Raw genomic sequence first — 14,224 nt, forward strand, 5'->3', positions numbered from 1 at the left:
CCCGGTCCGGTCAATTGACGGGGAGACTTCGTTGCGTGGCGTAGAGCCGGTCGTAGATGTCCCACAGGATCTGGTCCGAGGCCTTTCGCAGGGTCGACTGGTTGTTCACGAGGTCGCCGCCCCAGGTTCTGGCCTCGGGGCCGAGCCAGGCGTCCGTGGCGTTGAGGGTCTTGTTCGGCGGTCCGAGCGCCTCGCGCATCGCGTCGATGCTGCCGTAGGCGGCCGTGTAGGCGCGGAACAGCGCCGCGTAGGCGGGGTTGGCCACATGGCCGGGCGGAAGCGTCGTCACGTCCATGGGCTGGGGGAGGCTGCCCGGGGCGGGGGGAGCGGACGGGGAGCCCATCAGACGGCCTTCGAGGTGACCAGGCCGGCCTCGACGAGGCCGAGGGCGTCGTCGACGTGCGGGGCGAGCGGGGTGGCGTTCAGGATCTGGACCGCGGTGCTCGTGGAGCCGAGTCTCCCGGACTCGGCCAGGAGCGAGGCCACCCACGCGGAGTCGAGATGGAGCTTGGAGTCGGCGAAGGTCAGGGAGGTGATCAGGGCCTTGACGCGTGCCTTGTCGCCCTCGGCCGCGTCGATGAGCCGGGCCGTGCCCGCCGGGCCGAGCTGCTGGTAGAGCGTCCGGGTGTAGTCCGGGTCCTTGGCGTGGGCCTGGATCCGCTTCCAGACGTCGGCCGGGATCGGCTGGTGGTTCTGGATCGCCTCACGGACGGCGAGCGCGTCCGAGGTCGCGCCCTTCATCGACGCGGCGCTGTCCGGATAGGCGCCGATCTCGGTGTCGGTGAGCCCGGGAGGGTCGGGCAGGTCCTTCGACGGAGGCAGGGCCGCCGACTCGAAGACCGGTGCGGGCCTGACCGGAGTGGCCGGGGGGACGCTGGTGACGTCCGGGGTGTCCTGGTGGGTGAGCGCGTAGATGCGGCGCCGGGTCAGCATGCCGATCTGCTCGTTGATCCACAGCTGCACCGTGAGGGCCTGCCGGTACCCCGCGGAGGAGACGCCGGGGGGCGGCGGATGGGCGGCCAGCCAGCCGTCGATCGCCGAGGACGCCGTTCTCATCTGCTGGATGAGATGGGCGAGGGCGTCGGTGTCGAATCCACGGAACTGGGCGTCATGGCTCGCCGGTCCGGAGCGCATGGTCGGCATCGCGGCTCCTCACATAAGGACACCTCTCATGACTTGTGTACCACAAGGCCTCCCGACCCGTCTGCCAGGAATGTCTACCCGGCGCCCGCTCGGTCAGCCGAGGGCCTTCGCGACGGTCTCCGGGTCGCGGGCGACATGGGCGCGGCCGTCGTCGGTGATGACGATCGGGCGTTCGATCAGGGACGGGTGTCCGGCCAGGATCCCGATCCACTTCGCGCGGTCGCGGGGGGCGTTCCTGAGGTCGAGGTCCTTCGCGATCTGCTCGCCCATCCGGGTGATGTCCCACGGTTCGGCGCCAAGCTTGGTCAGGACGGCCTCGAGCTCCTCGGCGCTCGGGGCGTCGTCGAGGTAGCGGCGCTCGGTGTAGGCCACGCCGGCCTCGTCGAGCGCGGTCTTCGCGGCGCGGGACTTCGAACAGCGCGGGTTGTGCCAGATCTCCATGCTCCGACCCTACCGAGCTCCGATCCTGCCGACCCGGCCCGGGCGGCCGGGCTCCGCGCTCTCAGGCGATCTCGGCGGGGGTGCCGGCGGTGAGCCTGAGCAGCTCGTCGTAGGTGGTCGGGAAGACGGTGTGCGGGTGGCCGGCCGCCGCCCAGACGACGTCGTGGCGGGACAGCCACAGGTCGACGAGGGTGCGGATCGGGGCGGGGTGGCCGAGAGGGGCGACGCCGCCGATGGGCTGTCCCGTCGCCTCCCGGACGAACTCCGGTGTGGCCCGCCGGACCGACTTCGCGCCGACCACCGAGGCGGCCAGCAGGGTGTCGACGCGGTGCGCGCCGCTGGTCAGGATCAGGAGGGGGGCGCCGTCGGCGTCGAACACCAGGCTGTTGGCGATCGCCCCGACCGGGCATCCGAGCTGGTCGGCGGCCTCCTGTGCGGTGCGGGCCGAATCGGGGAGCTCGACCACCTTCCCGGACGCTCCCAGCTCGGACAGGAGCGCGGCGACGGTCTCGGCGTTCGCATGCATGATCGGCAGCCTAACCATGCCGGGAAGTTTTGTCAGACCCGTTTGTTCTACTCGGTAACACCCGGTTGAGCTGGGGTTGCGACACGTCGATCGAACACGTTGACGAATGGAGCGGCCCCGGGTTACCTTGGGGACATGTCGAACCGGTGTTCGACATGGTGCGGGACTCGCGGACCGCACTCGGGCACCAAGGCGAGGTGGAGGCAGCGCAACCGCCAGCTCGCTCCGGCTCGGGCAGGGGGAGGGGAAGCCCTTTGCCCGGGCCGGTCACCCGGGGAGCGAACGCGAGGTTCGTTCCAGGTGGAGCCAGCCGGCCCCGCTTGGCCAGAAGGAGGCCAGCAATGACCGTGCATCCGATGCCCCCCATGCCGACCCGGCGGGTCGCCCCTACAGCACAGAGCATGCTGCGCGTCTCGCGCCAGCTGCTCGCCGATGCGGCAGAGGCGACGCACTCCGGCGTCCGCTACTCCACCGCCCACCTCGCGGCCCTCAGGGCCGCCGCCGCGGTCCTGACCGTCCGCGAGCACATCACGGCCCCCCGCCGCGGCAAGCCGCGCACGGCCTGGGCCCGGCTCCAGGACGCCGAGCCGCTCCTCACCGAGTGGGCCAACTTCTTCGCCGCGGGCGCCGACAAGCGCGCCGCCGCGGAGGCGGGCCTGCCCAACGCCGTCACCCAGGCCGAGGCCGACGACCTGCTCCACGACGCCGAGGTCTTCGTCACCCTGGTCGAGGACACCCTCGGCATCTCCACCCAGCAGTCCCTCCCCCTGACGGGCTGACCCCGGCGGGCCCGGCTCGGCGGGTGAAGTGGAAGAGGCCGCCGACCAGGGCGGAGGCGGCGAAGGAGTCGTAGAGCTCCCCGGCGGCGGTCGTCTCGGCGGTGTGGACCGGCACGCCGCGCTCGGTCGTCGCGGACCAGTTCGTCGCGGGCTGGTTCAGCGTGGGGAGGCCTGTCCGGAGCCGCGCGGGAAGTCGGGCTCCAGCAGGGCGGCGAGCTGGCGGTAGCGGCTGACGGGCACCAGATGGACGCCGTCGAACGCGCCGGACTCCCGCAGCGCCAGGACCTGCTCCCGGGCGGCCCGCACCCCGGCGTCGCGGTCCGCGGCCACGGCCTCCACCAGGGAGGCGGGGATGGAGATGTCGGGGATCGTCGCCGCCAGGTTCCCGGCCATGCGGGGACTCGCCAGGACCATGACGCCCGCGTAGACCGGCTGGTCGGTCCGCAGGGAGTCGCGCCAGCGCAGCAGGGCGTCGTTGTCGTAGCAGACCTGGGCGAAGACGAAGTCGGCTGCCGACTTGAAGGAGGGGAGGGGGCGCAGGCCCGAGGTGACGCCCAGGCGGAAGGGCGCGGTGCCCGCGAAGGCGGGGTCGTCGGTGGCGGCGCGCGCCTCCGCCAGCATCGTGCGCACGTTCAGGTCGCCGGTGCGGTTGCCCGCGGTGGGCTTGTCGCCGTAGACGAACAGGAAGCGCTGGACTCCGTAGGCGGCGGCGGTCAGCAGGTCGCGCCGGAACCCCAGCAGGTTGCGGTCGCGGGAGTTCAGGCAGGCGATCCCGCGCGCGCCCATGGCCTGCACCTCGTGCGCCACCGCGACGCTCGAGACCGTCGCGCGGCCGATGTGGTTGTCCGGGATGAGGAACGAGTCCGTGACGGCGCTCAGCACGCCGATCTGGTGCCGGACCCGGGTGAGGTCGGGGCGCGTGGGCGGCTCGATCTCGCAGATCACTTCGAAGGCCATGCGATCAATCTAGACGCCCCGAGGGCATCCACTTGGTCCGCATTTGAGGCGCTTCTGCCTACTGTGGCCAGCGAAGGGGGAGGACACCATGGACATCTCACAGATTCTCAACCTCGCCAAGGACCCGCAGATCCAGCAGATGCTGAAATCGGTGATGGGCGGCCTGAGCGGCGGCCAGGGAGGGCAGGGCGGGCAGGGCGGAGGCATCCAGGACCTGCTCGGGAAGCTCACCGGGGGAGGCCTCCAGAGCCAGGTCGACTCCTGGGTCGGCAAGGGGGAGAACCAGCCCGTCACCGCCCAGCAGGTCGAGTCCGCGCTGGGCACCGACACCCTGAACAAGGTGGCGCAGGACTCCGGCATGTCGCCCCAGCAGGCGGCCAGCGACCTGGCCCAGACGCTGCCCACCGTGGTCGACAAGGCCACCCCGTCCGGTTCCGCGGACGATCTCGGGAAGGTCCTCGCGGGCCTCTTCCGCTGACGGCCGTGTCCGTGGCCCGGCCCGCTCGGCGGGCCGGGCCACGCGCGTACACGGTCGCCGCCCGTGCACGGTCGCCGCCCGTTCCCGGCCCGCACGGCGGTGACCGGATCGGTCCGGTGCCGGGCCTGAACGTGCCTGGTGGGAAGGGGCACGCGGGCCGAGGATCGAGGGCATGAGAGCACACCTCGTCATCGACATGCAGGAGTCGTTCCGCCGGCTGCCGTCCTGGCCGCGGACCTCGGAACCGAGGATCGTCGAGAAGGTGAACGAGCTCGTCGCCGGGGCCCGGCGACGCGGCGATCTGGTCGTGTGGGTGCTGCACGCCGACGAGGAGCCCGGCCCGTTCGATCCGCGGAGCGGCTTCGTCCGCCTCCTGGACGGCCTGGACCCCCACGACGGCGAGCCCGTCCTCACCAAGACCGCGCACAACGCCTTCACCACGACCGGCCTCCACCGGCTGCTCACCTCCCGGGGCGTCCGGGAGGTGACCGTCTCGGGGATCAGGACCGAGCAGTGCTGCGAGACGACCGCCAGGCTCGCCTCCGACCTCGGCTTCGACGTCCTGTTCGTCAGCGAGGCGACCGCGACCCATCCGCTGCCCGGCCTCACGACCGCGCAGATCATCGAGCGGACCGAGGCCGTCCTGGCCGGGCGGTTCGCCGACATCGTCACCATCAAGGGGGCGCTATCCTGACCGGATCGTGAGGATCGTCTTCCTGCTGATCCCGGGCTTGGAGCTGCTGGACCTGGCCGGTCCCGCGCAGGTGTTCGGGACCGCCGCCGCGTTCGGCCACGACTACACGCTGGACTACGTCGGCGAGCGGGAGGACGTCCCCTCGGCCCAGGGCGTCACGCTGCGGGCCGTCACCCGATGGCCGGACCTGACGCCCCGCGACCTGATCGTGGTCCCGGGCTGGAACACCGTCCAGGGCGCCGGGCGCCACCCCCTGCTCGCCGCCACCGCGCGCCGGCTCGCCGCCCACCACGCCGCGGGCGGCACCGTCGCGAGCGTCTGCGCGGGCGCGGACGCCCTCGGCGCCTCCGGCCTCCTGGACGGCCGCCGCTTCACCACCCACCACGAGCTCCAGGATCTGCTGGCGGCCCGCTACCCCCGCGCCACCATCGTCAGGGACGTGCTCTACGTGACCGACGACCGCGTGATCACCTCGGCGGGCATCGCCAGCGGCATCGACCTGGCCCTGCACCTGGTGGCCGCCGACCACGGCCCGGCGGAGGCCGCCAAGGTCGCCCGTGACCTCGTCGTCTACGCCCGCCGCAACGGCGACGCCGCCCAGGCGGGCGCGATGCTCCGGCACCGGTCCCATCTCAGCGACGCCGTCCACCGGGTCCAGGACCGCATCGACGCGGACTTCGCCGCACCGCTGCCGCTGGCCGGGCTCGCCGCGGCGGCCGGTATCAGCGAACGCACCCTCACCCGCAGGTTCACCGCCGCGACCGGCCTCACCCCGCTGCGTTACCAGCAGCTCCTGCGCCTCGAACGCGCCGAGCACCTGATCTCCCAGGGGGAGACCTCCGAGGCGGCGGCGCGGTCCGTCGGATTCCAGGACGCCCGGATGCTCCGCCGGCTGCGCGGCCGCTGAGAACGCCGCCAGGCCCGGACCATGGAGTGGTCCGGGCCTGGCGGGGAGAACCGTGCACACGGGGCCTGGAGGGGGCCCCTTTGAGGATGGGGCTAGAAGCTCTCGACGGCGCGGCGTGCCTCGGGGTCGAGAACACCCCAGTTGATGAGTTCCTCGGTCAGTTCGGCCGGGGACTTGTCGTAGATCACGGCCAGCGAACGGAGGTCCTCCTGACGGATCGACAGGACCTTTCCGTTGTAGTCGCCCCGCTGGGACTGGATCGTCGCGGCGTAGCGGGCGAGGGGCCCGGCCTTGTCCTTCGGAAGCTGAGCGAGCCGCTCCAGGTCGATGACGAGCTTCGGCGTCGGGCCCAGGGGGCTCGGCGCGGCGCCGCCGGGGAGCAACTCGTTGACGGGCACACCGTAGAACTCGGCGAGCTCGTTCAGCTTCTGAACGGTGACGGCGCGGTCGCCCCGCTCGTACGAACCAACGACGACGGCCTTCCAACGGCCACGTGACTTCTCCTCCACACCGTGTAGGGACAGTCCCTGCTGGGTGCGGATGGCGCGAAGTCTCGCGCCCAGAGCCTTTGCGTATTCAGACGGCATCTTTGCGGCCCCCAGGCTCACTCTCGTCGGACGTTGTCGCTCAGGAGTCCGCACGGCTTGGGAAGCCGACCGACCACCCTGAGTATGGTTACGGACAGTGACGGTAAAACGGAGACGGCCAAAGGTCAAGCTGTTCGGAAAAATCAGGTCGAATCTGTCACCGATGCCTGACCCAGTGCGAGGGTCCCGAGGCCCGCCCCACAGGGCGTCCGCGCGTTATCCACAGATCTTCGCCGTGGCGTCATGTGACCCCTCTCACCTGCTGTTATGGAAGGAGCACTCGGGACAGGACACAAGATGGGGCTGCTACCGTAAAGGGGACACCACGTCCTTTAAGTCCCGTCCTGTGAGGCGGGGAAGGAGGTTGGCGCAGTGACCGCTGCCCAAAACCACGACGAGCCCTACAAGGCCGTCCTCGAGGCCCCTGAGATCAGGCGGGCCCTGACGCGCATCGCGCACGAGATCCTGGAGCGGACCAAGGGCGGCTCCGACGTCGTCCTGCTGGGCATCCAGACCCGCGGCGTGACCCTGGCGAAGCTCCTGAAGGCCCGCCTCGAAGAGGTCGAGGGCCTGAAGGTCCCCACCGGCTCCCTCGACGTCACGATGTACCGCGACGACCTGAGGATGAAGCCCGCCCGCGCGATCGGCAAGACCGATCTCCCGGCCGGCGGCATCGACGACAGGACCGTGGTCCTCGTCGACGACGTGCTCTTCTCCGGCCGCACGATCCGCGCCGCGCTCGACGCGCTCAACGACCTCGGCCGCCCGCGCTCGGTGCAGCTCGCCGTCCTGGTCGACCGGGGCCACCGCGAGCTGCCGATCCGCGCCGACTACGTAGGAAAGAACCTCCCCACCTCGCAGAAGGAGACCGTCAAGGTGCTCCTGGCCGACGTGGACGGACGTGACGCGGTCCTCCTCGGGCCGAAGGGGGAAAAGAAGTAATGAAGCGCCATCTGATCTCCGCCGCCGACCTGAACCGCGAGGACGCCCTGCTCGTCCTCGACACGGCGGAGGAGCTGGCCCAGGTCGCGGGCCGCAGCGTCAAGAAGCTCCCGACCCTGCGCGGCCGCACCGTGGTCAACCTCTTCTTCGAGGACTCCACCCGCACCCGCATCTCCTTCGAGGCCGCCGCGAAGCGGCTCAGCGCCGACGTGATCAACTTCAGCGCGAAGGGCTCCAGCGTCTCCAAGGGCGAGTCCCTCAAGGACACCGCGCTGACCCTCGAGGCGATGGGCGCCGACGCGGTCGTCATCCGCCACCCCGCCTCCGGCGCTCCCTACCGGCTCGCCGACTGGATCAACGGCAACGTCGTCAACGCCGGCGACGGCACCCACGAGCACCCCACCCAGGCCCTTCTCGACGCCTTCACCATGCGCCGTCACCTCGGCGACCTCGAGGGCCGCAAGATCACTCTGGTCGGCGACGTCCTCCACAGCCGGGTGGCACGATCCAACGTGCTCCTGCTGTCCACGCTGGGCGCCGAGGTCACCCTGGTGGCCCCGCCTACCCTGCTCCCGGTGTCGGTCGGCACCTGGCCCTGCCAGGTCTCCTACGACCTCGACGCGACCCTCCCCAAGAGCGACGCGATCATGATGCTCCGGGTCCAGCGCGAGCGCATGAACGCCGCCTACTTCCCCACCGTCCGCGAGTACTCCCGCCGGTACGGCCTGTCCACCGAGCGGTTCGCCCAGCTCCCCGAGCACGCGATCGTGATGCACCCCGGCCCGATGAACCGCGGTGTCGAGATCGCCGCGGAGGTCGCCGACAGCCCGCGCAGCACGATCGTCGAGCAGGTCGGCAACGGCGTGTCCGTCCGCATGGCCGTGCTGTACCTGCTGCTCGGCGGTTCCGAGCCCGCCATCGGCACCGACCTTCCGGCGTAGAGAGCACTGAGGAGAGATCACGTGAGCACCTACATCATCAGGAACGCCTCGATCCTCGGCGGCGCGACCGCCGACATCCTCGTGCGCGACGGTGAGATCGCCGAGATCGGCCAGGACCTCTCGGCCGCCGCCGCCGAGATCATCGACGCCACCGGCCTCGTGGCCCTGCCCGGCCTGGTCGACCTGCACACCCATCTGCGCGAGCCCGGCCGCGAGGACAACGAGACCGTCCTGTCCGGCACCCGGGCCGCCGCCAGGGGCGGCTACACCGCCGTCCACGCGATGGCCAACACCACCCCGGTCGCCGACACCGCGGGCGTCGTCGAGCAGGTCTGGCGGCTCGGCCGCGAGCACGGCTACTGCGACGTCCAGCCGATCGGCGCCGTCACCGAGGGCATCGAGGGAAAGAAGCTCGCCGAGCTCGGCGCGATGGCCGACTCCGCCGCGCGCGTCCGGGTCTTCTCCGACGACGGCCACTGCGTCGACGACGCGGTGATCATGCGCCGGGCCCTGGAGTACGTGAAGGCCTTCGACGGCGTCGTCGCCCAGCACGCCCAGGAACCGCGTCTCACCGAGGGCGCCCAGATGAACGAGGGCGAGGTCAGCGACCGCCTCGGCATGCGCGGCTGGCCCGCGGTGGCCGAGGAGGCGATCATCGCGCGCGACTGCCTGCTGGCCGCGCACGTCGGCTCCCGCCTGCACGTCTGCCACGTCTCGACCGCGGGCTCTGTCGAGATCGTCCGGCAGGCCAAGTCCAAGGGCTGGAACGTCACCGCCGAGGTCACCCCGCACCACCTGTTCCTCACCGACTCCTGCGCCGAGCACAGCCCGACCGGCGCCTACGACCCGATCTACAAGGTCAACCCGCCGCTGCGCACCCAGGCCGACGTCGACGCCTGCCGTGCGGGCCTGGCCGACGGCACCATCGACGTCGTCGCCACCGACCACGCGCCGCACGCCCTCGAGGACAAAGAGACCGAGTGGGCCGACGCCGCCATGGGCATGGTCGGCCTGGAGACGGCCCTGAGCGTCGTCCAGGCCGCGATGGTCGACACCGGCCTGCTCACCTGGGCCGAGGTCGCCGACCGCATGTCGGTCAAGCCCGCCGAGATCGGCCGCCTGGCCGGCCACGGCCGCCCCCTCGAGGCCGGCTCCCCGGCCAACATCACCCTCTACGACCCCGACTTCAGGGCGAAGGTCGACGCGACGACCTTCGCCTCCAAGAGCCGCAACACCCCCTACGCCGGTCTCGAACTGCCCGGACGGGTCGTCGCCACGTTCCTGCGCGGCCGCCCCACGGTGCTGGAAGGAAAGCTCGTATGACTGATGCCATGCTCGTCCTGGAAGACGGACGGGTGTTCCACGGCGTCGCGTTCGGCGCGGAGGGCGAGACCTTCGGCGAGGTCGTCTTCAACACCGGCATGACCGGCTACCAGGAGACCCTCACCGACCCGTCGTACCACCGGCAGATCGTCGCCATGACCGCCCCTCACATCGGCAACACCGGAGTGAACGACCTCGACCCCGAGTCGTTCCGGATCCAGGTCGCCGGATACGTCGTCCGCCAGCCCGCCCGGGTCGCCTCCAACTGGCGCGCCCAGCGCTCCCTCGACGCCGAGCTGAAGGCGCACGGCGTCGTCGGCATCGCGATGCCCGGCACCCGGGCCCTCACCCGGCACCTGCGCGACCGCGGCGCCATGCGCGCCGGGGTCTCCTCGGTCGAGACCGATCCGCAGGCCCTGCTCCAGCGGGTCCTGGCCAGCCCCGGCATGGCGGGGGCCGACCTCGCCGCCGAGGTCGCCACCAAGGAGGCCTACGTCGTGCCGTCGCGGACGGGGGAGACCCGCTTCCGGGTCGCCGCCGTCGACCTCGGCATCAAGGCGATGACCCCGTTCCGGATGGCCGAGCGCGGCTGCGAGGTGACCGTGCTGCCGGCCACCGCCACCGCGGAGGACATCCTCGCCCTCGACCCCGACGGCGTGTTCTTCTCCAACGGGCCCGGCGACCCCTCCACCGCGGACGCCCAGGTGCACGCGCTGCGGGGCGTGCTCGCCGCCGGCAGGCCGTTCTTCGGCATCTGCTTCGGCAACCAGATCTTCGGGCGCGCGCTCGGCCTCGGCACCTACAAGCTGAGGTTCGGGCACCGCGGCGTCAACCAGCCGGTCCAGGACCGCCGCACCGGCCGTGTCGAGATCTCCGCCCACAACCACGGGTTCGCCGTCGACGCCCCGCTGGACGGCCCGTTCGAGACCCCCTTCGGACGCGCCGAGGTCTCCCACGTGAACCTCAACGACGGCTGCGTCGAGGGACTGCGCCTGCTCGACCGCCCCGGCTTCAGCGTCCAGTACCACCCCGAGGCCGCCGCGGGCCCGCACGACTCCACCCTCCTGTTCGACCAGTTCTGCGCCATGATGCAGGCCGCCCAGGCCGCGTCCGCCGCCGAACCCGGGACCTCCGCTCCGAACGCCGCCGAGCAGGGCGCGCCCGCCACCCCCGAGGAAGGTGCCTGATGCCGCGCCGTGAAGACCTGAAGTCGGTTCTGATCATCGGGTCGGGGCCGATCGTCATCGGCCAGGCCTGCGAGTTCGACTACTCGGGCACCCAGGCCTGCCGGGTGCTCAAGGCCGAGGGCCTGCGGGTCATCCTGGTCAACTCCAACCCCGCGACGATCATGACGGACCCGGAGTTCGCCGATGCCACGTACGTCGAGCCGATCAACGCCGAGACTGTCGAGAAGATCATCGCCAAGGAGCGTCCCGACGCGCTCCTGCCGACCCTGGGCGGGCAGACCGCGCTGAACTGCGCCGTCGCCCTGCACGAGGCCGGGGTGCTGGAGAAGTACAACGTCGAGCTGATCGGCGCCGACTTCGACGCCATCCAGCGCGGCGAGAACCGCGAGATCTTCAAGGGGATCGTCGAGTCGCTGGGCGCCGAGTGCGCCAGGTCGGTCATCTGCCACACGATGGACGAGGTCCTGGCCGGCGCCGCCGAGCTCGGCTACCCGGTCGTGGTCCGGCCCTCCTTCACGATGGGCGGCCTGGGCTCCGGTTTCGCCTACGACGAGGCCGACCTGCACCGGATCGCGGGCGCGGGCCTGGCGGCGTCCCCGACCAGCGAGGTGCTCCTCGAGGAGTCGATCACCGGCTGGAAGGAGTACGAGCTGGAGCTGATGCGCGACCGCAACGACAACGTGGTCGTCATCTGCTCGATCGAGAACCTCGACCCGATGGGCGTGCACACCGGCGACTCCATCACCGTCGCCCCGGCGATGACGCTCACCGACCGCGAGTACCAGCACATGCGGGACGTCGCGATCGCCGTCATCCGCAAGGTCGGCGTCGACACCGGCGGCTGCAACATCCAGTTCGCGATCCACCCGTCGACCGGGCGCATGATCGTGATCGAGATGAACCCGCGCGTCTCGCGTTCGTCCGCGCTGGCCTCGAAGGCGACCGGCTTCCCGATCGCCAAGATCGCCGCCCGGCTGGCGGTCGGCTACACCCTGGACGAGATCCCGAACGACATCACCAAGGTCACCCCGGCCTCGTTCGAGCCGACCCTCGACTACGTGGTCGTCAAGGTGCCCCGGTTCGCGTTCGAGAAGTTCCCCGGCGCCGACCCCACGCTGACGACGCACATGAAGTCCGTGGGCGAGGCGATGGCGATCGGCCGGTCCTTCCCCGAGGCCCTGCAGAAGGCGCTGCGCTCCCTGGAGCAGAAGGGCGCGTCCTTCTCCTGGTCGGACGTCCCGCCGCCGCTGGAGGAGCTGCTGGAGTCCATCGCCACCCCGCACGACGGCCGCCTGCACGAGGTGCAGCAGGCCCTGCTGGCGGGCGCGACGATCGGGCAGGTCTACCAGGCCACCGGCATCGACCCGTGGTTCCTCGACCAGATCGTCGCGATCAACGAGGTCGCCGCCGACATCCGCCTGTCGGACGACGCGCTGACCGCCGCGAAGCTCGAGAACGCCAAGCGCCACGGCTTCTCCGACGTCCAGATCGGCCAGCTCCGCAGCCTCAGCGAGGAAGTGGTCCGCGAACTGCGCCACGCCCTCGGGGTGCGGCCGGTCTACCTGACCGTCGACACCTGCGCGGCCGAGTTCGCCGCCCAGACCCCGTACCTGTACTCCTCCTACGACGAGGAGAGCGAGGTCCCGATCGGCACCCGGCCCAAGGTGATCATCCTGGGCTCGGGGCCGAACCGGATCGGCCAGGGCGTCGAGTTCGACTACTCCTGCGTCCACGCCTCGTTCACGCTGTCCGAGGCGGGCTACGAGACCGTCATGGTCAACTGCAACCCCGAGACGGTCTCGACCGACTACGACACCTCCGACCGGCTCTACTTCGAGCCGCTCACCCTGGAGGACGTCCTGGAGGTCGTGCACGCCGAGCAGCAGACGGGCGTCGTGGCGGGCGTCATCGTCCAGCTCGGCGGCCAGACCCCGCTGGGCTTGGCGCAGAAGCTCAAGGACGCGGGCGTGCCGATCGTGGGCACCTCGCCGGAGAGCATCCACCTCGCGGAGGACCGCGGTGCGTTCGGCCGGGTCCTGGCCGCGGGGAACCTGCCCGCGCCCAAGCACGGCACCGCCACCTCCGCCGAGGAGGCCGTCGCGATCGCCAACGAGATCGGCTACCCGGTCCTCGTGCGGCCCTCGTACGTGCTCGGCGGCCGCGGCATGGAGATCGTCTACGACGACGCCACGCTGACCGGCTACATGGCCACCGCCACCGAGGTCTCCGCGGACCGGCCGGTTCTGGTCGACCGCTTCCTCGACGAGGCCATCGAGATCGACGTCGACGCCCTCTACGACGGCGCCGACCTCTACCTCGGCGGCGTCATGGAGCACATCGAGGAGGCCGGGATCCACTCCGGCGACTCCGCCTGCGCGCTTCCGCCGATCACGCTGGGCCGCGAGAACATCGAGCGGATCCGCGAGTCCACGCTGAAGCTCGCCCAGGGCATCGGCGTGCGCGGCCTCATGAACGTCCAGTACGCGCTGTCGGCGGGCGTCCTGTACGTGCTGGAGGCCAACCCGCGCGCCTCGCGCACCGTCCCGTTCGTGTCCAAGGCGACGGCCGTGCCGCTCGCCAAGGCCGCCGCCCGGGTCATGATGGGCGCCACCGTCGCCCAGCTGCGCGCCGAGGGCATCCTGCCCCCGACCGGCGACGGCGGCACCCTGCCGCTCGACGCGCCGATCGCGGTCAAGGAGGCGGTGCTGCCGTTCAACCGGTTCCGCAACGCCGAGGGCCAGGGCGTCGACACCATCCTCGGGCCCGAGATGCGCTCCACCGGCGAGGTCATGGGCATCGACGAGGTCTTCGGCACGGCGTACGCCAAGTCGCAGGCCGCGGCCTACGGTTCGCTCCCGACCAAGGGCCGGGTGTTCGTTTCCGTGGCCAACCGGGACAAGCGCACCATGATCTTCCCGGTCAAGCGGCTCGCGGATCTGGGTTTTGAGATTCTTGCCACCGAGGGCACCGCGGAGGTGCTGCGCCGCAACGGCGTCCATGCCAAGATCGTGCGCAAGCACAGCGAGGGCACCGGGCCCGGCGGCGAACCGACGGTCGTCCGGCGCGTCCTCGACGGCGAAGTGGACCTCATCGTCAATACTCCGTTCGGCAGCCCCGGTCAGTCCGGGCCCCGGGTGGACGGCTACGAGATCCGCACCGCGGCCGTCGTGCGCGGCATCCCGTGCGTGACGACCGTGCAGGGCCTCGCCGCCGCCGTGCAGGGCATCGAGGCCGTGACCCGCGGAGACGTGGGAGTGCGCTCCCTCCAGGAGCACGCGTCGCGGCTGCGGAACGCCTGGGCCGAGTAAGCCGGGATCAG

At 71.2% G+C, this 14,224-nt stretch carries 15 protein-coding genes; 9 read left to right on the top strand and 6 right to left on the bottom strand.

Annotated features, from left to right (window positions below):
• Positions 1-10 precede the first annotated feature (10 nt).
• From ABD785_RS19170 to ABD785_RS19185, 4 genes are all read right to left on the bottom strand, one after another.
• The gene (locus ABD785_RS19170; RefSeq protein WP_344829923.1) at positions 11-295 is read right to left on the bottom strand and encodes a hypothetical protein; all 285 of its coding nucleotides are present in this window, start codon (positions 293-295) and stop codon (positions 11-13) included.
• Between the two features lie 47 nt (positions 296-342).
• The gene (locus ABD785_RS19175) at positions 343-1,143 is read right to left on the bottom strand and encodes a hypothetical protein (RefSeq protein WP_344829926.1); all 801 of its coding nucleotides are present in this window, start codon (positions 1,141-1,143) and stop codon (positions 343-345) included.
• Between the two features lie 93 nt (positions 1,144-1,236).
• Positions 1,237-1,584, bottom strand: a complete 348-nt coding sequence (locus ABD785_RS19180) for an ArsC/Spx/MgsR family protein (protein ID WP_344829929.1) — start codon at positions 1,582-1,584, stop codon at positions 1,237-1,239.
• Positions 1,585-1,645: 61 nt separating this feature from the next.
• Entirely contained in the window at positions 1,646-2,110 is a 465-nt protein-coding gene (locus ABD785_RS19185) for a YbaK/EbsC family protein (protein WP_344829932.1), read from the bottom strand.
• A 341-nt stretch (positions 2,111-2,451) separates the two neighbouring features.
• Between ABD785_RS19185 and ABD785_RS19190 the strand changes: the two genes are divergently transcribed.
• On the top strand, positions 2,452-2,889 hold the full coding sequence (locus ABD785_RS19190) for an SAV_6107 family HEPN domain-containing protein (protein ID WP_344829934.1): 438 nt from the start codon (positions 2,452-2,454) through the stop codon (positions 2,887-2,889).
• Between the two features lie 156 nt (positions 2,890-3,045).
• Here the strand turns inward: ABD785_RS19190 and ABD785_RS19195 are convergent, their stop codons facing one another.
• A complete protein-coding gene (locus tag ABD785_RS19195; protein WP_344829936.1) occupies positions 3,046-3,846 on the bottom strand; it encodes a methylenetetrahydrofolate reductase in 801 nt (266 codons plus the stop codon).
• A gap of 88 nt (positions 3,847-3,934) precedes the next feature.
• Here ABD785_RS19195 and ABD785_RS19200 point away from each other — a divergent pair, with 88 nt between their 5' ends.
• From ABD785_RS19200 to ABD785_RS19210, 3 genes are all read left to right on the top strand, one after another.
• Positions 3,935-4,324, top strand: a complete 390-nt coding sequence (locus ABD785_RS19200) for a YidB family protein (protein WP_344829938.1) — start codon at positions 3,935-3,937, stop codon at positions 4,322-4,324.
• Between the two features lie 172 nt (positions 4,325-4,496).
• On the top strand, positions 4,497-5,018 hold the full coding sequence (locus ABD785_RS19205) for a cysteine hydrolase family protein (protein ID WP_344829940.1): 522 nt from the start codon (positions 4,497-4,499) through the stop codon (positions 5,016-5,018).
• Positions 5,019-5,022: 4 nt separating this feature from the next.
• The gene (locus ABD785_RS19210) at positions 5,023-5,925 is read left to right on the top strand and encodes a GlxA family transcriptional regulator (RefSeq protein ID WP_344830143.1); all 903 of its coding nucleotides are present in this window, start codon (positions 5,023-5,025) and stop codon (positions 5,923-5,925) included.
• 92 nt (positions 5,926-6,017) lie between these two features.
• On the opposite strand, the gene bldD is transcribed toward ABD785_RS19210, so the two are convergent.
• Positions 6,018-6,512 (bottom strand): transcriptional regulator BldD, encoded by a 495-nt coding sequence (gene bldD / locus ABD785_RS19215; protein ID WP_106398443.1) that lies wholly within the window; start codon positions 6,510-6,512, stop codon positions 6,018-6,020.
• A 372-nt stretch (positions 6,513-6,884) separates the two neighbouring features.
• Between bldD and pyrR the strand changes: the two genes are divergently transcribed.
• From pyrR to carB, 5 genes are read left to right on the top strand one after another with little or no spacing between them, the layout of a single operon-like run.
• Positions 6,885-7,454: a bifunctional pyr operon transcriptional regulator/uracil phosphoribosyltransferase PyrR gene (gene pyrR, locus ABD785_RS19220; RefSeq protein WP_344829942.1), complete on the top strand. Its 570-nt coding sequence runs from the start codon at positions 6,885-6,887 to the stop codon at positions 7,452-7,454.
• Complete coding sequence (locus ABD785_RS19225; protein WP_344829944.1) at positions 7,454-8,395, top strand: aspartate carbamoyltransferase catalytic subunit; 942 nt, start codon at positions 7,454-7,456, stop codon at positions 8,393-8,395. The genes pyrR and ABD785_RS19225 overlap by 1 nt, the downstream gene beginning before the upstream one ends.
• 21 nt (positions 8,396-8,416) lie before the next feature.
• Positions 8,417-9,718 (top strand): dihydroorotase, encoded by a 1,302-nt coding sequence (locus tag ABD785_RS19230; protein ID WP_344829946.1) that lies wholly within the window; start codon positions 8,417-8,419, stop codon positions 9,716-9,718.
• Positions 9,715-10,905 carry a glutamine-hydrolyzing carbamoyl-phosphate synthase small subunit gene (gene carA, locus ABD785_RS19235; RefSeq protein WP_344829948.1) on the top strand — a complete coding sequence of 397 codons (1,191 nt, stop codon included), beginning with the start codon at positions 9,715-9,717 and terminating at the stop codon, positions 10,903-10,905. The genes ABD785_RS19230 and carA overlap by 4 nt, the downstream gene beginning before the upstream one ends.
• Positions 10,905-14,213, top strand: a complete 3,309-nt coding sequence (gene carB / locus ABD785_RS19240) for a carbamoyl-phosphate synthase large subunit (protein WP_344829951.1) — start codon at positions 10,905-10,907, stop codon at positions 14,211-14,213. The genes carA and carB overlap by 1 nt, the downstream gene beginning before the upstream one ends.
• Positions 14,214-14,224: the final 11 nt, after the last annotated feature.

The organism is Actinocorallia longicatena (genome assembly GCF_039534125.1).
GTDB lineage: Bacteria > Actinomycetota > Actinomycetes > Streptosporangiales > Streptosporangiaceae > Actinocorallia > Actinocorallia longicatena.

Coding starts and splice junctions, on each gene's coding strand:
- ABD785_RS19190 (WP_344829934.1), top strand. CDS start 2,452: ATGACCGTGCATCCGATGCCCCCCATGCCGACCCGGCGGGTCGCCCCT.
- bldD (WP_106398443.1), bottom strand. CDS start 6,512: ATGCCGTCTGAATACGCAAAGGCTCTGGGCGCGAGACTTCGCGCCATC.
- ABD785_RS19225 (WP_344829944.1), top strand. CDS start 7,454: ATGAAGCGCCATCTGATCTCCGCCGCCGACCTGAACCGCGAGGACGCC.
- ABD785_RS19175 (WP_344829926.1), bottom strand. CDS start 1,143: ATGCCGACCATGCGCTCCGGACCGGCGAGCCATGACGCCCAGTTCCGT.
- ABD785_RS19170 (WP_344829923.1), bottom strand. CDS start 295: ATGGACGTGACGACGCTTCCGCCCGGCCATGTGGCCAACCCCGCCTAC.
- carB (WP_344829951.1), top strand. CDS start 10,905: ATGCCGCGCCGTGAAGACCTGAAGTCGGTTCTGATCATCGGGTCGGGG.
- carA (WP_344829948.1), top strand. CDS start 9,715: ATGACTGATGCCATGCTCGTCCTGGAAGACGGACGGGTGTTCCACGGC.
- ABD785_RS19200 (WP_344829938.1), top strand. CDS start 3,935: ATGGACATCTCACAGATTCTCAACCTCGCCAAGGACCCGCAGATCCAG.
- ABD785_RS19185 (WP_344829932.1), bottom strand. CDS start 2,110: ATGCATGCGAACGCCGAGACCGTCGCCGCGCTCCTGTCCGAGCTGGGA.
- ABD785_RS19205 (WP_344829940.1), top strand. CDS start 4,497: ATGAGAGCACACCTCGTCATCGACATGCAGGAGTCGTTCCGCCGGCTG.
- ABD785_RS19195 (WP_344829936.1), bottom strand. CDS start 3,846: ATGGCCTTCGAAGTGATCTGCGAGATCGAGCCGCCCACGCGCCCCGAC.
- ABD785_RS19180 (WP_344829929.1), bottom strand. CDS start 1,584: ATGGAGATCTGGCACAACCCGCGCTGTTCGAAGTCCCGCGCCGCGAAG.